The following is a 13,699-nucleotide window of genomic DNA, read 5'->3' as shown; positions in this document are numbered from 1 at the left end:
CGTGCCGGACCTGACCCGGGGCCCGGTCCTGACCGGCATCGTCGGCACCGCGGCCCCGCTGGCCCTGGCCAATCTGCTCCAGCAGGGCTACCTGCTGGTCGACAGCGCGGTCGTCGGCCGGTACGTGGGCGTCACCGGGCTGGCCGCGCTGGGCGCGGCACAGCCGCTGTACGCGATTCTGACCTCGCTGTTCACCGGTGTGTCCGGCGCGTTCACGGTACGGCTCGGGCACCTCGCCGGCGCCGGGCGGCGTGACGATCCGAGCGCGCTGCTGGCGCTGGCTGCCTGCACCGCGGTGTGGTCGGCGCTCTGCGCCGCGGTCGCGGTGCTGGCCGCGGCGCCGCTGCTGGCGCTGACGGGCGTGACCGGCGAGGTCGCCGCCGAGGCCCGGACCTTCGTGGTGACGCTGTGCTCGGGCATGGTCGCGGTCTACGCGCTCGGCGCGGTGTGCGCGGTCCTGACCGGCCGCGGCGACGTCCGCCGGGCCACCGCCCTGATGATCGCCGCGAGCGTGCTGAACGCGCTGTTCGCCTGGCTGTTCGTGGGTCCCTGGCGGCTCGGGATCGCGGGCGCGGCGCTGGCCGTGCTGGCCTCCAACGCGCTGACCGCGGCGGTCGGCCTGACCCGCCTGGTGCGCGAGCAGCGCCGGCCGCGGCCGTCCGGGGCCGTCCCGGTCACGGCCGCCGCGGTGCGCGCCGAGGTGCGGCGCGGCCTGCGGATCGGCACGCCGATGGCCGTGCAGTACCTGCTGATCGGCGTCGGGGTGCTGGTGCTGGTGTGGATCATCACGCCGTTCGGTGAGGAGGCCCTCGCGGCGCTGACCGTCGTCGCCCGGCTGGAGCTGCTGACCAGCGTGCTGTTCCTCAACCTGTCCGGCGCGCTGATGGTGTTCACCGCGCAGAACACCGGCGCCGGCCGGACCGCGCGGGTCCGCGAGGGGGTCCGCCACGCCGTGTGGCTGGGCGTCGCGCTCACCGCGGTGGTGTCCCTGCTGCTGCTGGCCGGACGCGGGCCGATCGCCGCGCTGTTCTCCGGCAGCCCCGAGACCCGGCTGGTGACCGAGCGGTACATCCTCATCACGGCGCCGTTCTTCCTGTGCTACACGCTGACGGTCGTGCTGCACGGCTGGTTCAACGGCATCGCCCGCACCGTCGTGCCGCTGATCTGCACGGTGGCGTCGCTGGGCGTGGTCCGGCTGCCGTTGTCGTACGCGCTGGGCCACGCGTGGGGGGTCGACGGCATCATGTGGGCGACGGTGATCGGCTGGGCCGTGGGACTGGGCTATACGCTGCTGGCCGTCCGGCACGCGGTGACCGCGCCGCGGGCCGGCCCCGGCGAGGAGGCCGGCCCGGTGGCGCAGCCGGAGGGGAGGGCCGTCCGGTGATCCGGTCGTTGTTCGTCAGCGACGTCCTGCCCCGCCGCCCCGCCGGCGGCGCGGTGCAGCGGATGGACCTGGTCACCGGGGCGCTCGCCGGACTGGGTCCGGTGGACGCGCTCTTCCTCGCGCCGCCGGACACCGTGCCGCCGCCGGACGAGACCGTCCGCTTCGCCCGCACCGGGGTCGCCGCCGTACCGCCGTACACGGGCGCCCGCGCCTTCCTGGAGATCGCCGCGCGCGGGCCGTCCGCCGCCTACGCCGCTCACCAGCGGCGCTCGCTCGCGCCCGTCCTGCCCGGCTGGTCGACCGGCACCCGCTACGACGTGGTGTGGTTCAACCGGGAACGCGCCTGGCTGCCGCTGCGCGGCCGGTTCACCGGCCGCACCGTCGTCGACGTGGACGACTTCGAGGACGTGCTGATCCGCCGCTGGTCGCGGCTCGGCCGGGGCGTGTGGGGCGTGCCGCTGACACCGTGGCAGCGCGTGCAGGCACGGCGTTCGATCGCCTGGTGGGGCCGCGTCCACCGGCGGGTGGCCCGGGAGGCGGACGTGGCCGTGGTCGCCTGCGCCCGCGACGCCGCCCGGCTGGGCACGGGGCGGACGGTGGTGGTGCCGAACACCTACCCGGCCCGCCCGCCGGGGCCGCCGCGCACCGGCCGCGGTGCGACCATCCTGTTCCAGGGCTCCTTCGACTGGGAGCCCAACGCGGACGCGGCCGCCTGGCTGACCGGGGAGATCCTGCCGCTGATCCGCGAGCGGGTGCCGGACGCGACGGTCGTGCTGGCGGGCGCGTCCACCCCGGAGGTCGCCGCGCTGGCGGGCCCGCACGTCGAGGTCACCGGCGCGGTCCCGAGCATGGCGCCCCACCTGCGCGCCGCCGACCTGGTCGTGGTCCCGCTGCGCGTGGGCAGCGGGACCCGCATCAAGATTCTCGAGGCGTTCGCGCACGGCGTGCCGGTGGTCAGCACCACGGTCGGCGCCGAGGGCCTCGACGTGGTCCCCGGTGAGCACCTGGCCCTCGCCGACACCGCCGAGGACCTGGCCCGGCACTGCGCGGACCTGCTCACCGACCGGGCCCGCAGGGACGCGACGACCGCCGCCGCGAGCCGGCTGCACGCCGGCCGGTACCTGCCAGGACACGCGACCGCCCGCGTGCGGGAGGCGGCCCTGCGGGCGGTCGCGGGTTAGCACCGGGGCGGCACGGACACGGCGGTGGGGCCCGCGCGTCGGCACGTCGGCGGAGTGCCGACGCGCCCCTCTCCCGGTTCCGAAACTTTCGGATCGACTACACACACTTGCGTTCCAACCCGACCCGAACCCCTCTTCACCCTGGGCACAGTCCCGCGTGATCGACGACTGGAACAGGAAAGATGCACGCGTTTCACACCCCTTCGAGTGCGGAGATGTTTCCGAAAGGACGTCGAAAGTATTGACAGGGTCATGAAGCTCTCAGAAAACTGAGGCCGCCGAAGCAGAAGACCGCGTTCCCCCTCGCGTCCCGCGACGGGGGCCCGGTCGCTCGGCACCGCACAACGGCGGGCACCTCCCGCCGCGTCCCATGCGAGGCCGCCGGGCGGCAGATGGCCGCGCGGCCCCCCACCTGCCTTCATCGGAAGGGAACAGCAGCATGCACCAGGACGGCACGCAGCAGGACCAGACCCAGCAGACGATCGTTCCCCCCGGCCTGAGCCGCCGGGGCTTCCTCGCCGGCGCCGCCGGCGGCGCCGCCGCGCTGGCCACCGCGTCCGGGCTCCTGCTGCCCGGCACCGCCCACGCCGCCACCACCATCACCACCAACCAGACCGGCTACGACGGCATGTACTACACGTTCTGGACCGACGGCGGCGGCTCGGTCTCCATGACCCTCAACGGCGGCGGCAGCTACAGCACCCGGTGGACCAACTGCGGCAACTTCGTCGCGGGCAAGGGCTGGGCCAACGGCGGGCGCCGGACGGTCCGTTACACCGGGTACTTCAACCCGTCGGGCAACGGCTACGGCTGTCTCTACGGCTGGACCTCGAACCCGCTGGTCGAGTACTACATCGTCGACAACTGGGGCAGCTACCGGCCCACCGGTCAGCACAGGGGCACCGTCTACAGCGACGGCGGCACGTACGACATCTACAGGACGACGCGGTACAACGCCCCCTCCGTCGAGGGCACCCGCACCTTCGACCAGTACTGGAGCGTCCGCCAGTCGAAGGTGACCAGCGGCTCCGGCACCATCACCACCGGCAACCACTTCGACGCCTGGGCCCGCGCGGGCATGAACCTCGGCCAGTTCAGGTACTACATGGTCATGGCGACCGAGGGCTACCAGAGCAGCGGCAGCTCGAACATCACCGTCAGCGGCTGACGCCGACCGCTGAAGTCAGCACCCTCGCGCCGAAGGAGCCGCCCCCGAACGGGCCGGCTCCTTCGTGAGCTGTGCGTACGACGGCGAGAGCGCGTCACACGTCGAGGCGGACCCCTGTGAGCCGATCCTGACCTGCGGAGGAGCCCTGCGTAGGGCTCTGACCTGGGGTTACTCGTTGGCGCGCGTTGGCTCCCGACGGCCTTTTACGGTGTCCTGCGGACTGGCCGGGGACCCCACGCCGAGCGCTTCGCCCGTCACCTGATCGACGACGCAGCCACGATCACCGATGCCGAGCTGGAGGCCCTCCTCTGCCGCGAGTGGCGCTCACGCCTCACCGCCGCCTGGCCGACCGACGCAGGCCGACGGGCGCCGGGACCGCGGCCGTCGCCTCCTGTGAATGGACCGGCCGGGTCCCGCCACGGCGGCAGGTGACGAAAGGGCAGCTCTTTTCCGGCACGAGAACACCGACCGCACCGGCACCCGTCGGCTCAGTCGGCCGCACCGGCACCCGTCGGCTCAGTCGGCCGTACCGGGCTCCACGACCCACTCGGCCTTCAGCCCGCTCACCGAGGCGATCATGTCGAAGTCGCCGTCATAGTGCAGGACCGTGGCCCGGTGCCGTTCAGCGGTTGCCGCGATGAGGACGTCGGCCAGCGACAGCGCGCGGTGGAAGCCGGCGTTCAGCGCCAGGCCCTGGATCTCGAGTGCCCGCTCGAACTCCTGATCGTTGCAGGGCAAGTAGTCGAAGCCGCGGAGCAGGGTACGCAGGCGCAGCGCTTCGGGCTTGCCGCGAGCCGAGTACAGAACCTCGTACTCCGTCGGGGCGCAAACCGCGAGGAGCCCGTCGCGGTCCAGCACGTCCAGCCGCGCCCGCACCGCTGCCTTGCCCCGACGGGCCAGCGCCGACTTGTCGATGAGATAGCGCCCCTTCACGCCGCCGAGACTCCGCCGTCACGCTTGAGCGTGCCGTCCGGATGACGCGGCCCGGTCTGCGAGCGAATCTCCGCGAACGCGTCCTCGAACTCCCCCTCGTCGATGGCATCGAACAGCTCCCGGCGCAGCCGCAGCTTCACCCCCTCCTCCATGGCTGCCCGTACTGCAGCGGCCTTGGTCTTCACGCCGTACACCCGCATCGCCTGCTCGACGATCTCGTCGTCCAGATCAATCACAGTCCTGGCCATCAGCCATCCCTCCGCGGCCCGACAACACGTCAACGATATCAATTTTGATTAAGAAATGGTATCGCAATGCCGACGCGTGTGCTCCGCGCCCTCCCAGTACGGGAAAAGACCAGGAGCCCGGCCCCGAAAGACCGGACCCCTTCTGAGCTGTATGTGTGCCAGATCAGCGACGTGATGACGCAGCATCCGCTACACGTTGAAGCGGAATGTCCGCGGACTGATCCTGATCTGCGGCGGAACCTCGCACAGTGCCCTGACCTGCGGTTTCCCCGTTGACATGTGTTGGCTCCCGACGGCTGTTTACTGGTGTCCTGCGGACTGGCTGCGGACCGGAGGACACCCTTACTCGGATGACGTGGGCCTCTCGTCCGTCATACCCAGACGTGCCTGTTCCTCCTCGACGATCCGACGTGCCAGCTCGGTGTCCGACACGTCGACCGCGTCCGGGGTGGCTTCGGCCACGGCGCTGCGGCGGGCATAGGCATCGAACAGGCGCGTCTTGGTCTCCAGCATCTTCACCATGCGTTCGTCCACGCCTTCGATGGCGAGGAGACGGTGCACGCGAACCGGCCTGACCTGACCCATACGATGGGCCCGGGCCACCGCCTGATGCTCGATCGTCGGCTTGATCTGGGGTTCGCAGATGACGACGACGGAGGCGGCCTGCATGTTGAGGCCGACGCCCGCTGCCTGGATCTGCCCCAGGAGCACCGCCGGGCCCTGGACACCGGCGAAGTCGTCGACGATCTCCTGGCGACGCTGGGCCGGGACGCCGCCGGTCAGCGGACCGAACACCGGAGTGGCCGTGGCGGTTCCGGCCGCGAGGGCCTCCTTCACCACGCCCAGTACGTCCTTGAAGTTGGAGAAGACCACCGTCTTCTGCCCGTTCTCGCCGGCCTCCTGGACGATCTCCCGGAGTCGGTTCAGCTTGGTCGACTTCTCGGGGCGCATGTACGCGGCCCTGCGCATGGCCATGAAGTTGCCCGCGCGCACGGCTTCGCGGTACGCCTCCTCGTCCGAAGCGCTCAGCTCCTCCCACTCGTCGGTCTGCTGAAGGCTCGGGAGTTCCGTCAGCACGTCCTCCTGGTTGCGCCGCAGGTAGACCGGGGCCACAGCCTTGCGGAAGGCGACCGATCCGGCCAACGCGTCCCGTTCACCGAGCGAGTCCGCGACGTCGCCGTCGAGCATCTGGACCAAGTTGCGGAACTCCACGACCCTGTTCTCCATCGGGGTTCCGGTCATGAAAAGGGTGCGCTCGCAACGCTCCGCCCACAGGCCGACCGTTTGGGACCGCTTGGCCTTCGGGTTCTTCACGGAGTGCGCTTCGTCGACCACCAGCAGCCCGACCTCCCCGCCGTCCGGTGCGGGGAAGCCGCGCAGCGCGTCGTACGTGGTCACCCCAACGCCACCCCGCCCCTTCCAGTCGGCGAACGCGTAGTGCCGGTCGGGACCGTGGAGCACCGTGACGCGCAGGGCGCTGCGGGCCTCGATCTCCCGTGTCCAGTTCACGAGGACGCTCGCCGGGCAGACGACCATGAAGTGGCTCTGTCCATCGGCTGCCAGGTGGGCGAGGACGGCGATCGCCTGGATCGTCTTCCCGAGGCCCATCTCGTCGCCGAGTATCACCTTGCGCTGCGCGAGCGCGAACCGTGCGCCGAACGCCTGGTAACCGCGCAGGGAGACCCGCCGGTGCGTGTCGTCGAGGTGTTGGGTCCGTACCCGCTCCGCGATCTCGTCGGGCAGAAAGCCCTCTGCGGCAGCCGCGTCCGGCAGCCGCCCGGAAATCTCGGCGAGCAGGCTGTAGTACTCGGCGGAGCGGAGTTCGAAGTCCACCCATGCCGTGACGTCGGACGAGAGCCCCCGGAGCAGGTCCACCGACGCCTGGGCGAGCAGCTCGGGCAGGCCGACACGCTCCGCCTCGTCCACCAGCGACCGGGTCTCGGCGACCGCCGCCCATACGCGAGCCTTCTTCTCCCGGCCGGCCAGAAGCATCCGGACCCTTCCGGTGGCGGGCCTCGCGTCGGCCAGCAACGGACCGAGGCGTTCCGCCAGGGCGGTGGCCTTGTCGACCGCGCGCCGGGCGTCCGGGCCGGCCTCCACCAGGACGTGCAGGGCCCTGACGAGCGCGGTGGTGCGCGGTTCCAGCCGGTCCACGTCGATGTGGACGGCCACGGTCTCGTGCACAGCCTCGGAGAGCCTGCGGGCGGCGGCGAGCATCTGGTCGACGGTGCGCTGCCCGACACCGGGAATCTGCCGCAACCGGTAGGGGCCCGCTTCGAGAACACTGCCCAGGGTGCGCAGTCCGCTCTTCTCGACGCTCCCCAACCGCAGCCGCCCTTCGGTGACGTCCTGCAGCCGGGCGACGGGAATGGCGTCGAGCTCCCGCTTCACCGCCGCGTCATGGATGGGCTTCAGTGCCGCCCGTACCGCCTCCACCGCCCTTCCGTGGTCACCGACCACTGCCTGCGCCGCCTCATACAGTCGCGCTCCCCTCGCGACCGTGTCCCGCTCGCCCCGCCCCACGCTTCCCGCCCTTCTCCGCCCCTCCCCGGCATCTTCCCACCGCCCACACCGGGCCTCGACCGGCTTCCGCCGCTCCGCGCGGATCTACCGAGCCCTGGGGCAGCCATTCACACCTCCAGGCTTACGACCGCCGGTAGGATCGGCACCATGAGCGGTAGTAGGAAGTATTCGATCAGCCTGCCCGAGGATCTCGCCGAGGCCGTACGCGCCCATGTCGGGCCCGGCGGTTTCTCCGCCTACGTCGCCGAGGCTCTCGAACAGCGGGTCGCCATGGACAAGCTGCGGGAGATCGTCGCCGACTTCGAGACCGACAACGAAGCTCTCACCCGCGAGGAGGTCGAGGCCGCCCGGGCGCTGCTGCGCCACGACCACCGGCAGGCCGGCGGGGCCGCCGCCTGATGCCCGGCACCCTCCTCCTCGACAGCGAAGGACTCTCAAAGCTCTACCGCAAGGACCGCACCGTCGTGGCCCTGGTCCAGGCGGCGTCGGAGGAGGGCGTCCGCGTCGCCACCAGCGCCATGACCACGCTCGAGGCCGACTACGAGCGCATCCACCCGGCCCGCATCAAGTGGATCCTCTCCCGCGTCGACGTTCACGACGTCACCAAGGAGATCACCGACCGGGCCGCCGCCCTCCTTCGCACCCATCACCTTCACGGCCACAAGTACGCCATCGATGCCGCTCTCGCCGCCATCGCCCGCAACGCACCCCAGCCGGTCACCGTCCTCACCTCCGACCCCGAGGACCTGACACTCCTGTGCGGCCCTTCCGTGGAGGTCGTCAGGGTCTGAGACCGCGTCGCCGCCACGCCGCCCGGCAAACGCTGTCACCGCGTCGCGGGATCGAGGACCCACCGCGGACAGACATCTGCGCCCGACCCGCCAACAGGCGGGTCGGGCGCAGGTTTTGGCATGCCGTCAGACGTTGAAGCGGAACTCCACCACGTCCCCGTCCTGCATCACGTACTCCTTGCCCTCCATGCGGGCCTTGCCCTTGGCGCGGGCCTCCGCGACCGAGCCCGCCTCGACCAGGTCGTCGAAGGAGATGACCTCGGCCTTGATGAAGCCCTTCTGGAAGTCGGTGTGGATGACACCGGCGGCCTCGGGGGCGGTGGCGCCCTTCTTGATGGTCCAGGCGCGGGATTCCTTGGGGCCGGCCGTGAGGTAGGTCTGCAGGCCGAGGGTGCGGAAGCCGACGTGGGCGAGGGTGGCGAGACCGGGCTCGTCCTGGCCGACGGACTGGAGGAGCTCGAGGGCCTCGTCCTCGTCCAGCTCGGCGAGGTCCGCCTCCAGCTTGGCGTTGAGGAAGATCGCCTCGGCGGGGGCGACCAGGGCGCGCTGCTCGTCCTTGAAGTCGTCGTCGGTCAGCTCGTCCTCGTCGACGTTGAAGACGTAGAGGAAGGGCTTCGTCGTGAGGAGGTGCAGGTCGTGGAGGAGTTCCGCGCGCTCGGTGCCCTGGACGATGCCCTGGGAGAACAGCGTGTCGCCCTTCTCCAGGATCTCCTTGGCCTCCTCGACCGCCCTGACCTTGGGCGCGACGTCCTTCTTGATCCGCGATTCCTTCTGGAGGCGGGGAAGGACCTTCTCGATGGTCTGGAGGTCGGCGAGGATCAGCTCGGTGTTGATCGTCTCGATGTCGTCCTTCGGTGAGACCTTGCCGTCGACGTGCACGACGTTCTCGTCCTTGAAGGCGCGGATGACCTGGCAGATCGCGTCGGACTCGCGGATGTTCGCGAGGAACTTGTTGCCGAGGCCCTCGCCCTCCGACGCGCCGCGCACGATGCCGGCGATGTCGACGAAGTCGACCGTGGCCGGGAGGACCCGCTGGGAGCCGAAGATCTCGGCCAGCTTGGTCAGCCGGGGGTCGGGGACGCCGACGACGCCGACGTTCGGCTCGATCGTGGCGAACGGGTAGTTGGCCGCCAGCACGTCGTTCTTGGTCAGGGCGTTGAACAGGGTCGACTTGCCGACATTCGGCAGACCGACGATTCCGATCGTGAGCGACACGTTGCGACTTCCCGTACGTGAGGATGGGGGCGAGGACCGGCCGACGGGGCTGTGTGGGCCGATCCACCAGTCTACGGCGTGCCCGCCCGCTCCCCGGCGACGTAGTCGAACGTCCGGCCGAGCTCCGTTCCCCGGCGTGTCTGACACGCCGTTCGGCACATAAAACGACCTACGTTGGTGCAGTGGAGCAACACAGGACGCGACCCGCGCGGTATGGACGGTACGGACCGCGACGTGACAGCCCGGCCGGACCGGCCGAGCCGCCGCTGCCTGCGCAGGCGGGGCGGGCTGTGGAGGCCGGGGCCGCGCGGTCCGCCCGGCCCGTCCGTGAGCCGGAGGACCGGCCCGCTTTCCCGCCCGCGGTCCGGCGGCTGCCCAACCTGCGGCTCACCGGTCTGGGCTCGGTCCTGTTCTGCGGGCTGACGATGCTCGTCCTCGGTCTGCTGACCGAGGCGCTGTTCGGGGCGTCGCAGACCGTGTACGGCGTGCTCTTCCCGCCCGTGTGCGTGCTGACCGCGCTGTGGGTGCGCGAGGGGGACCTGCTCGTCGCGCCCGTGGTGGTGCCGATCGCGTTCGCCGTGGGACTGGTCCCGCTCGCCGACGAGGGCGGCGGCGGCACCGGCGACCGGCTGATGGGCATGGTGACGGGCCTCGCCACCCAGGCCGGGTGGCTCTACGGCGGGACGCTGGTCGCGGGGCTGATCGTGCTCGCCCGCAGGATGCGCCGGGTCCGCGCGGCCAACCGGCGCGCCGCGCGGACCCGTCCCGCCCGGCCGCAGGCCTAGGCGCCCGTCGCCGCCCGCATCGCCGCGCCCACGATGCCGGCGTTGTTCTGCAGCTGGGCGGGGACGATCTCCGCCTTGATGCCCTGGATGTGGTGCAGGAACTTGTGGGACTTGCGGCTGACGCCGCCGCCGATGATGAACAGCTCGGGCGAGAAGAGCATCTCCACGTGGGCGAGGTACTTCTGCACCCGGTGCGCCCAGTCCTCCCACGACAGGTCGTGGTCCTCCCGGGCCTTGCTGGAGGCGCGCTTCTCCGCGTCGTGGCCCTGCAGCTCCAGATGGCCCAGCTCGCTGTTGGGGACGAGGACGCCGTCCACGAACAGGGCGCTGCCGATGCCGGTGCCGAAGGTCAGCAGGATCACCGTGCCCCGGTGGTGGCGTCCGGCGCCGAAGTGCATCTCGGCGACGCCGGCCGCGTCCGCGTCGTTCACCACCGTCACCGGCAGGCCGCCCAGGCGGTCGCCGAGCAGCACGCGCGCGTCGGTGTCGATCCAGCTCCTGTCGACGTTGGCCGCCGTACGGATCGTGGTGCCGCCGGTGACGACACCCGGGAAGGTGACCCCGACCGGTCCGGTCCAGCCGAAGTGGTCGACGACCTGCTTCACGCCGTCGGCCACCGCGTCGGGTGTGGCCGGGTGCGGGGTGAGGACCTTGCAGCGCTCCTGCGCCAGGTCCCCCTTGTCCAGGTCGACCGGGGCGCCCTTGATCCCGGAACCGCCGATGTCCACGCCGAAGATCTGCATGGCCCTACGTTACGACGTACGACGCAACGTCACGGATCCGGCCTCCACGGCCGTCACCCCCGCCCCACCGGCACCGCACGGATCACGCCCCGGAGCCGCCGCGCTCGGCCACCAGGGCCGCCGCCTCCTCGCGCAGGTCGCGGCGGAGCTCCTTGGGCAGCGAGAAGGTGATGGACTCCTCGGCGGCCTTGACGATCTCGACGTCCTCGAAGCCGCGCCCCGACAGCCACTCCAGCACCTGCTCGACCAGGATCTCCGGCACCGAGGCGCCCGAGGTGACGCCGACCGTGGTCACGCCCTCCAGCCAGGCCTCGTCGATCTCGTCGGCGAAGTCCACCAGGTACGCCGCACGGGCGCCGGCCAGCTTGGCGACCTCCACCAGCCGCTTGGAGTTGGAGGAGTTGCGCGAGCCGACCACGATCACCAGGTCCGCCTCGGCCCCCATCTGCTTGACCGCGAGCTGGCGGTTCTGCGTGGCGTAGCAGATGTCGTCGCTGGGCGGGGAGATCAGCTGGGGGAACTTCTCCTTGAGGGCGTCGACGGTCTCCATGGTCTCGTCGACGGAGAGGGTGGTCTGGGAGAGCCAGACGACCTTGGAGGGGTCGCGGACCTCGACCTTGGCCACGTCGCCCGGCCCGTCGACGAGCTGGATGTGGTCGGGGGCCTCGCCGGAGGTGCCGATGACCTCCTCGTGGCCCTCGTGGCCGATCAGGAGGATGTCGTAGTCGTCGTTCGCGAAGCGGACGGCTTCCTTGTGGACCTTGGTGACCAGCGGGCAGGTGGCGTCGATGGTGGCGAGCCGGCCGCGCTCGGCCTCCTCGTGGACGACGGGGGCGACGCCGTGCGCGGAGAACATGACGATGTTGCCCGGCGGGACCTCCTCCGTCCGTTCGACGAAGATCGCGCCCTTCTTCTCCAGGGTCTGCACGACGTATTTGTTGTGCACGATCTCGTGCCGGACGTAGACGGGGGCCCCGTACTGCTCCAGGGCCTTCTCGACGGCGATCACGGCGCGGTCCACTCCCGCGCAGTAGCCACGGGGGGCGGCGAGCAGGACACGGCGGCCAGGCGAAGCGGTCATGCGTCCCATCGTAAGGGCCGCGCGCGGGGCCCGGTCACGGTGCGTTGTCGGTGGGGCGCACTACTCTCGCGGACATGGCTCTCAACACGTCTGCGGAAACGCCGCTGCCCGTCGGTGAGGTGTCGCGGCTGATCGGGGGGTGGATCGACCGGCTCGGCGCGGTGTGGGTCGAGGGGCAGATCACCCAGCTGTCCCGGCGGCCGGGCGCCGGGGTGGTGTTCCTGACGCTGCGCGATCCGTCGTACGACGTCTCCGTGAGCGTGACCTGCTACCGGCAGGTGTTCGACGCGGTCGCGGACGTGGTGAGCGAGGGCGCGCGGGTGGTGGTGCACTGCAAGCCGGAGTGGTACGCGCCGCGCGGGCAGCTGTCGCTCCGGGCCGCCGAGATCAAGCCGGTCGGGGTGGGCGAGCTGCTGGCGCGCCTCGAGCAGCTGAAGAAGTCCCTCGCGCGGGAGGGTCTGTTCGCACCGGAGCGGAAGAAGCCGCTGCCGTTCCTGCCGCGGCTGATCGGGCTGGTGTGCGGGCGGGCCTCGGCGGCCGAGCGGGACGTGCTGGAGAACGCCCGGCACCGGTGGCCCGCCGTCCGCTTCGAGGTGCGCAATGTGCCCGTGCAGGGGGTGCACGCGGTGCCGCAGGTGGTCCAGGCGGTGAAGGAGCTGGACGCGGTCGACGACGTGGACGTGATCATCGTGGCGCGGGGCGGCGGCAGCGTGGAGGACCTGCTGCCGTTCTCCGACGAGCAGCTGGTGCGGACGGTGGCGGCGTGCCGTACGCCGGTCGTCTCCGCGATCGGGCACGAGCCGGACAACCCGCTCCTCGACCACGTGGCCGACCTGCGCGCCTCCACGCCGACCGACGCCGCCAAGAAGGTGGTGCCGGACGTGGGCGAGGAGCACGAGCGGGTACGGATGCTGCGCGACCGCGCGCGGCGCTGCGTCCAGGCGCTGCTGGACCGGGAGGAGCGGGGGCTGGCGAACGCGCTGGCCCGGCCCTCGGTGCAGGATCCGCACCGGATGGTCGACGCGCGCGCGGAGGAGGTCACGGCGCTGCTGGAGCGGGTCAGGCGCTCGCTGCGGCACCGGCTGGACCGGGCCGACTCCGAGCTGACGCACACGCACGCGCGCGTGGTGGCCCTGTCCCCCGCCGCGACCCTGAAGCGCGGGTACGCCGTGCTCCAGCGGGCGGACGGGCACGCGGTGCGGGATCCGGCCGGGGTGGAGGCCGGTGAGGTGTTGCGGGCGCGGGTGTCCGAGGGCGAGTTCACTGTCCGAGTCGATGTTTAGGGTGGGCGGATGACCAGCAAGACGGAGCAGACGGCGGCGGCCGAGGCGCTCGGGTACGAGCAGGCGCGGGACGAACTGATCGAGGTCGTACGACGGCTGGAGACGGGCGGTACGACGCTGGAGGAGTCCCTCGCGCTCTGGGAACGGGGCGAGGAGCTGGCCAGGGTGTGCCGGCGCCGGCTGGACGGGGCGCGGGCCCGGCTGGACGCGGCGCTCGCGGAGGAGGAGGCCGGGGCGGACGACGCCGGGGAGGCCGGTCAGTGAAGTGGATCACCGAGCTCCACATTTAATTGAACATTGAACTTCAAGGGCGTACGGTCGGATCCGTCAACAGGTCCGTGCTCCATACACGGAAATACGGGCC

The 13,699-nt window shown here is 71.3% G+C and carries 15 protein-coding genes; 9 read left to right on the top strand and 6 right to left on the bottom strand.

Going from position 1 to position 13,699, the window contains the following annotated elements:
• Position 1: 1 nt before the first annotated feature.
• From ACZ8ZB_RS21950 to ACZ8ZB_RS21935, 4 genes are all read left to right on the top strand, one after another.
• Positions 2–1,384: an MATE family efflux transporter gene (locus tag ACZ8ZB_RS21950; RefSeq protein WP_470739363.1), complete on the top strand. Its 1,383-nt coding sequence runs from the start codon at positions 2–4 to the stop codon at positions 1,382–1,384.
• Positions 1,381–2,565, top strand: a complete 1,185-nt coding sequence (locus tag ACZ8ZB_RS21945; RefSeq protein WP_470739362.1) for a glycosyltransferase family 4 protein — start codon at positions 1,381–1,383, stop codon at positions 2,563–2,565. Before ACZ8ZB_RS21950 ends, ACZ8ZB_RS21945 begins: the two co-directional genes overlap by 4 nt.
• A gap of 439 nt (positions 2,566–3,004) precedes the next feature.
• Positions 3,005–3,733, top strand: coding sequence for a glycoside hydrolase family 11 protein (locus ACZ8ZB_RS21940; RefSeq protein WP_470739361.1), 729 nt, complete (start codon positions 3,005–3,007; stop codon positions 3,731–3,733).
• A gap of 162 nt (positions 3,734–3,895) precedes the next feature.
• Complete coding sequence (locus tag ACZ8ZB_RS21935) at positions 3,896–4,165, top strand: DUF6000 family protein (protein WP_470741555.1); 270 nt, start codon at positions 3,896–3,898, stop codon at positions 4,163–4,165.
• A gap of 84 nt (positions 4,166–4,249) precedes the next feature.
• Here ACZ8ZB_RS21935 and ACZ8ZB_RS21930 read toward each other — a convergent pair whose 3' ends face one another.
• From ACZ8ZB_RS21930 to ACZ8ZB_RS21920, 3 genes are all read right to left on the bottom strand, one after another.
• On the bottom strand, positions 4,250–4,666 hold the full coding sequence (locus ACZ8ZB_RS21930) for a PIN domain-containing protein (protein WP_469692852.1): 417 nt from the start codon (positions 4,664–4,666) through the stop codon (positions 4,250–4,252).
• Complete coding sequence (locus ACZ8ZB_RS21925; RefSeq protein WP_470739360.1) at positions 4,663–4,914, bottom strand: type II toxin-antitoxin system VapB family antitoxin; 252 nt, start codon at positions 4,912–4,914, stop codon at positions 4,663–4,665. The genes ACZ8ZB_RS21930 and ACZ8ZB_RS21925 overlap by 4 nt, the downstream gene beginning before the upstream one ends.
• 342 nt (positions 4,915–5,256) lie before the next feature.
• Positions 5,257–7,350 (bottom strand): DEAD/DEAH box helicase, encoded by a 2,094-nt coding sequence (locus tag ACZ8ZB_RS21920; protein ID WP_470739359.1) that lies wholly within the window; start codon positions 7,348–7,350, stop codon positions 5,257–5,259.
• A 234-nt stretch (positions 7,351–7,584) separates the two neighbouring features.
• Here ACZ8ZB_RS21920 and ACZ8ZB_RS21915 point away from each other — a divergent pair, with 234 nt between their 5' ends.
• Both ACZ8ZB_RS21915 and ACZ8ZB_RS21910 read left to right on the top strand, forming a co-directional pair.
• A complete protein-coding gene (locus tag ACZ8ZB_RS21915) occupies positions 7,585–7,836 on the top strand; it encodes a hypothetical protein (RefSeq protein ID WP_018845686.1) in 252 nt (83 codons plus the stop codon).
• Positions 7,836–8,228, top strand: coding sequence for a DNA-binding protein (locus tag ACZ8ZB_RS21910; protein WP_470739358.1), 393 nt, complete (start codon positions 7,836–7,838; stop codon positions 8,226–8,228). The genes ACZ8ZB_RS21915 and ACZ8ZB_RS21910 overlap by 1 nt, the downstream gene beginning before the upstream one ends.
• A gap of 126 nt (positions 8,229–8,354) precedes the next feature.
• On the opposite strand, the gene ychF is transcribed toward ACZ8ZB_RS21910, so the two are convergent.
• Complete coding sequence (ychF, locus tag ACZ8ZB_RS21905) at positions 8,355–9,443, bottom strand: redox-regulated ATPase YchF (RefSeq protein WP_470739357.1); 1,089 nt, start codon at positions 9,441–9,443, stop codon at positions 8,355–8,357.
• Positions 9,444–9,625: 182 nt separating this feature from the next.
• Here ychF and ACZ8ZB_RS21900 point away from each other — a divergent pair, with 182 nt between their 5' ends.
• Positions 9,626–10,228, top strand: coding sequence for a DUF6542 domain-containing protein (locus ACZ8ZB_RS21900; RefSeq protein ID WP_470739356.1), 603 nt, complete (start codon positions 9,626–9,628; stop codon positions 10,226–10,228).
• On the opposite strand, the gene ppgK is transcribed toward ACZ8ZB_RS21900, so the two are convergent.
• Both ppgK and ACZ8ZB_RS21890 read right to left on the bottom strand, forming a co-directional pair.
• Positions 10,225–10,971, bottom strand: a complete 747-nt coding sequence (ppgK, locus tag ACZ8ZB_RS21895) for a polyphosphate--glucose phosphotransferase (protein ID WP_470739355.1) — start codon at positions 10,969–10,971, stop codon at positions 10,225–10,227. The two genes, ACZ8ZB_RS21900 and ppgK, sit on opposite strands and share 4 nt — an antisense overlap.
• An 82-nt stretch (positions 10,972–11,053) precedes the next feature.
• Positions 11,054–12,061 (bottom strand): 4-hydroxy-3-methylbut-2-enyl diphosphate reductase, encoded by a 1,008-nt coding sequence (locus tag ACZ8ZB_RS21890; protein WP_470739354.1) that lies wholly within the window; start codon positions 12,059–12,061, stop codon positions 11,054–11,056.
• A gap of 65 nt (positions 12,062–12,126) precedes the next feature.
• Here ACZ8ZB_RS21890 and xseA point away from each other — a divergent pair, with 65 nt between their 5' ends.
• Together xseA and ACZ8ZB_RS21880 are read left to right on the top strand one after the other, a co-directional pair.
• Positions 12,127–13,335, top strand: a complete 1,209-nt coding sequence (xseA, locus tag ACZ8ZB_RS21885; RefSeq protein ID WP_470739353.1) for an exodeoxyribonuclease VII large subunit — start codon at positions 12,127–12,129, stop codon at positions 13,333–13,335.
• Between the two features lie 9 nt (positions 13,336–13,344).
• Positions 13,345–13,599 carry an exodeoxyribonuclease VII small subunit gene (locus ACZ8ZB_RS21880; RefSeq protein ID WP_470739352.1) on the top strand — a complete coding sequence of 85 codons (255 nt, stop codon included), beginning with the start codon at positions 13,345–13,347 and terminating at the stop codon, positions 13,597–13,599.
• The last annotated feature ends 100 nt before the right edge of the window (positions 13,600–13,699 follow it).

The organism is Streptomyces sp. 12E (genome assembly GCF_055633275.1).
Note: the sequence above shows the minus strand (reverse complement) of the source record. Positions and strands in the feature narration are given on the sequence as shown.

What these genes read in the sequence shown, in the direction of transcription:
- ACZ8ZB_RS21940 (WP_470739361.1), top strand. Translation starts at nt 3,005, where the DNA reads ATGCACCAGGACGGCACGCAGCAGGACCAGACCCAGCAGACGATCGTT.
- ACZ8ZB_RS21925 (WP_470739360.1), bottom strand. Translation starts at nt 4,914, where the DNA reads ATGGCCAGGACTGTGATTGATCTGGACGACGAGATCGTCGAGCAGGCG.
- ACZ8ZB_RS21915 (WP_018845686.1), top strand. Translation starts at nt 7,585, where the DNA reads ATGAGCGGTAGTAGGAAGTATTCGATCAGCCTGCCCGAGGATCTCGCC.
- ACZ8ZB_RS21910 (WP_470739358.1), top strand. Translation starts at nt 7,836, where the DNA reads ATGCCCGGCACCCTCCTCCTCGACAGCGAAGGACTCTCAAAGCTCTAC.
- ppgK (WP_470739355.1), bottom strand. Translation starts at nt 10,971, where the DNA reads ATGCAGATCTTCGGCGTGGACATCGGCGGTTCCGGGATCAAGGGCGCC.
- ACZ8ZB_RS21890 (WP_470739354.1), bottom strand. Translation starts at nt 12,061, where the DNA reads ATGGGACGCATGACCGCTTCGCCTGGCCGCCGTGTCCTGCTCGCCGCC.
- xseA (WP_470739353.1), top strand. Translation starts at nt 12,127, where the DNA reads ATGGCTCTCAACACGTCTGCGGAAACGCCGCTGCCCGTCGGTGAGGTG.
- ACZ8ZB_RS21880 (WP_470739352.1), top strand. Translation starts at nt 13,345, where the DNA reads ATGACCAGCAAGACGGAGCAGACGGCGGCGGCCGAGGCGCTCGGGTAC.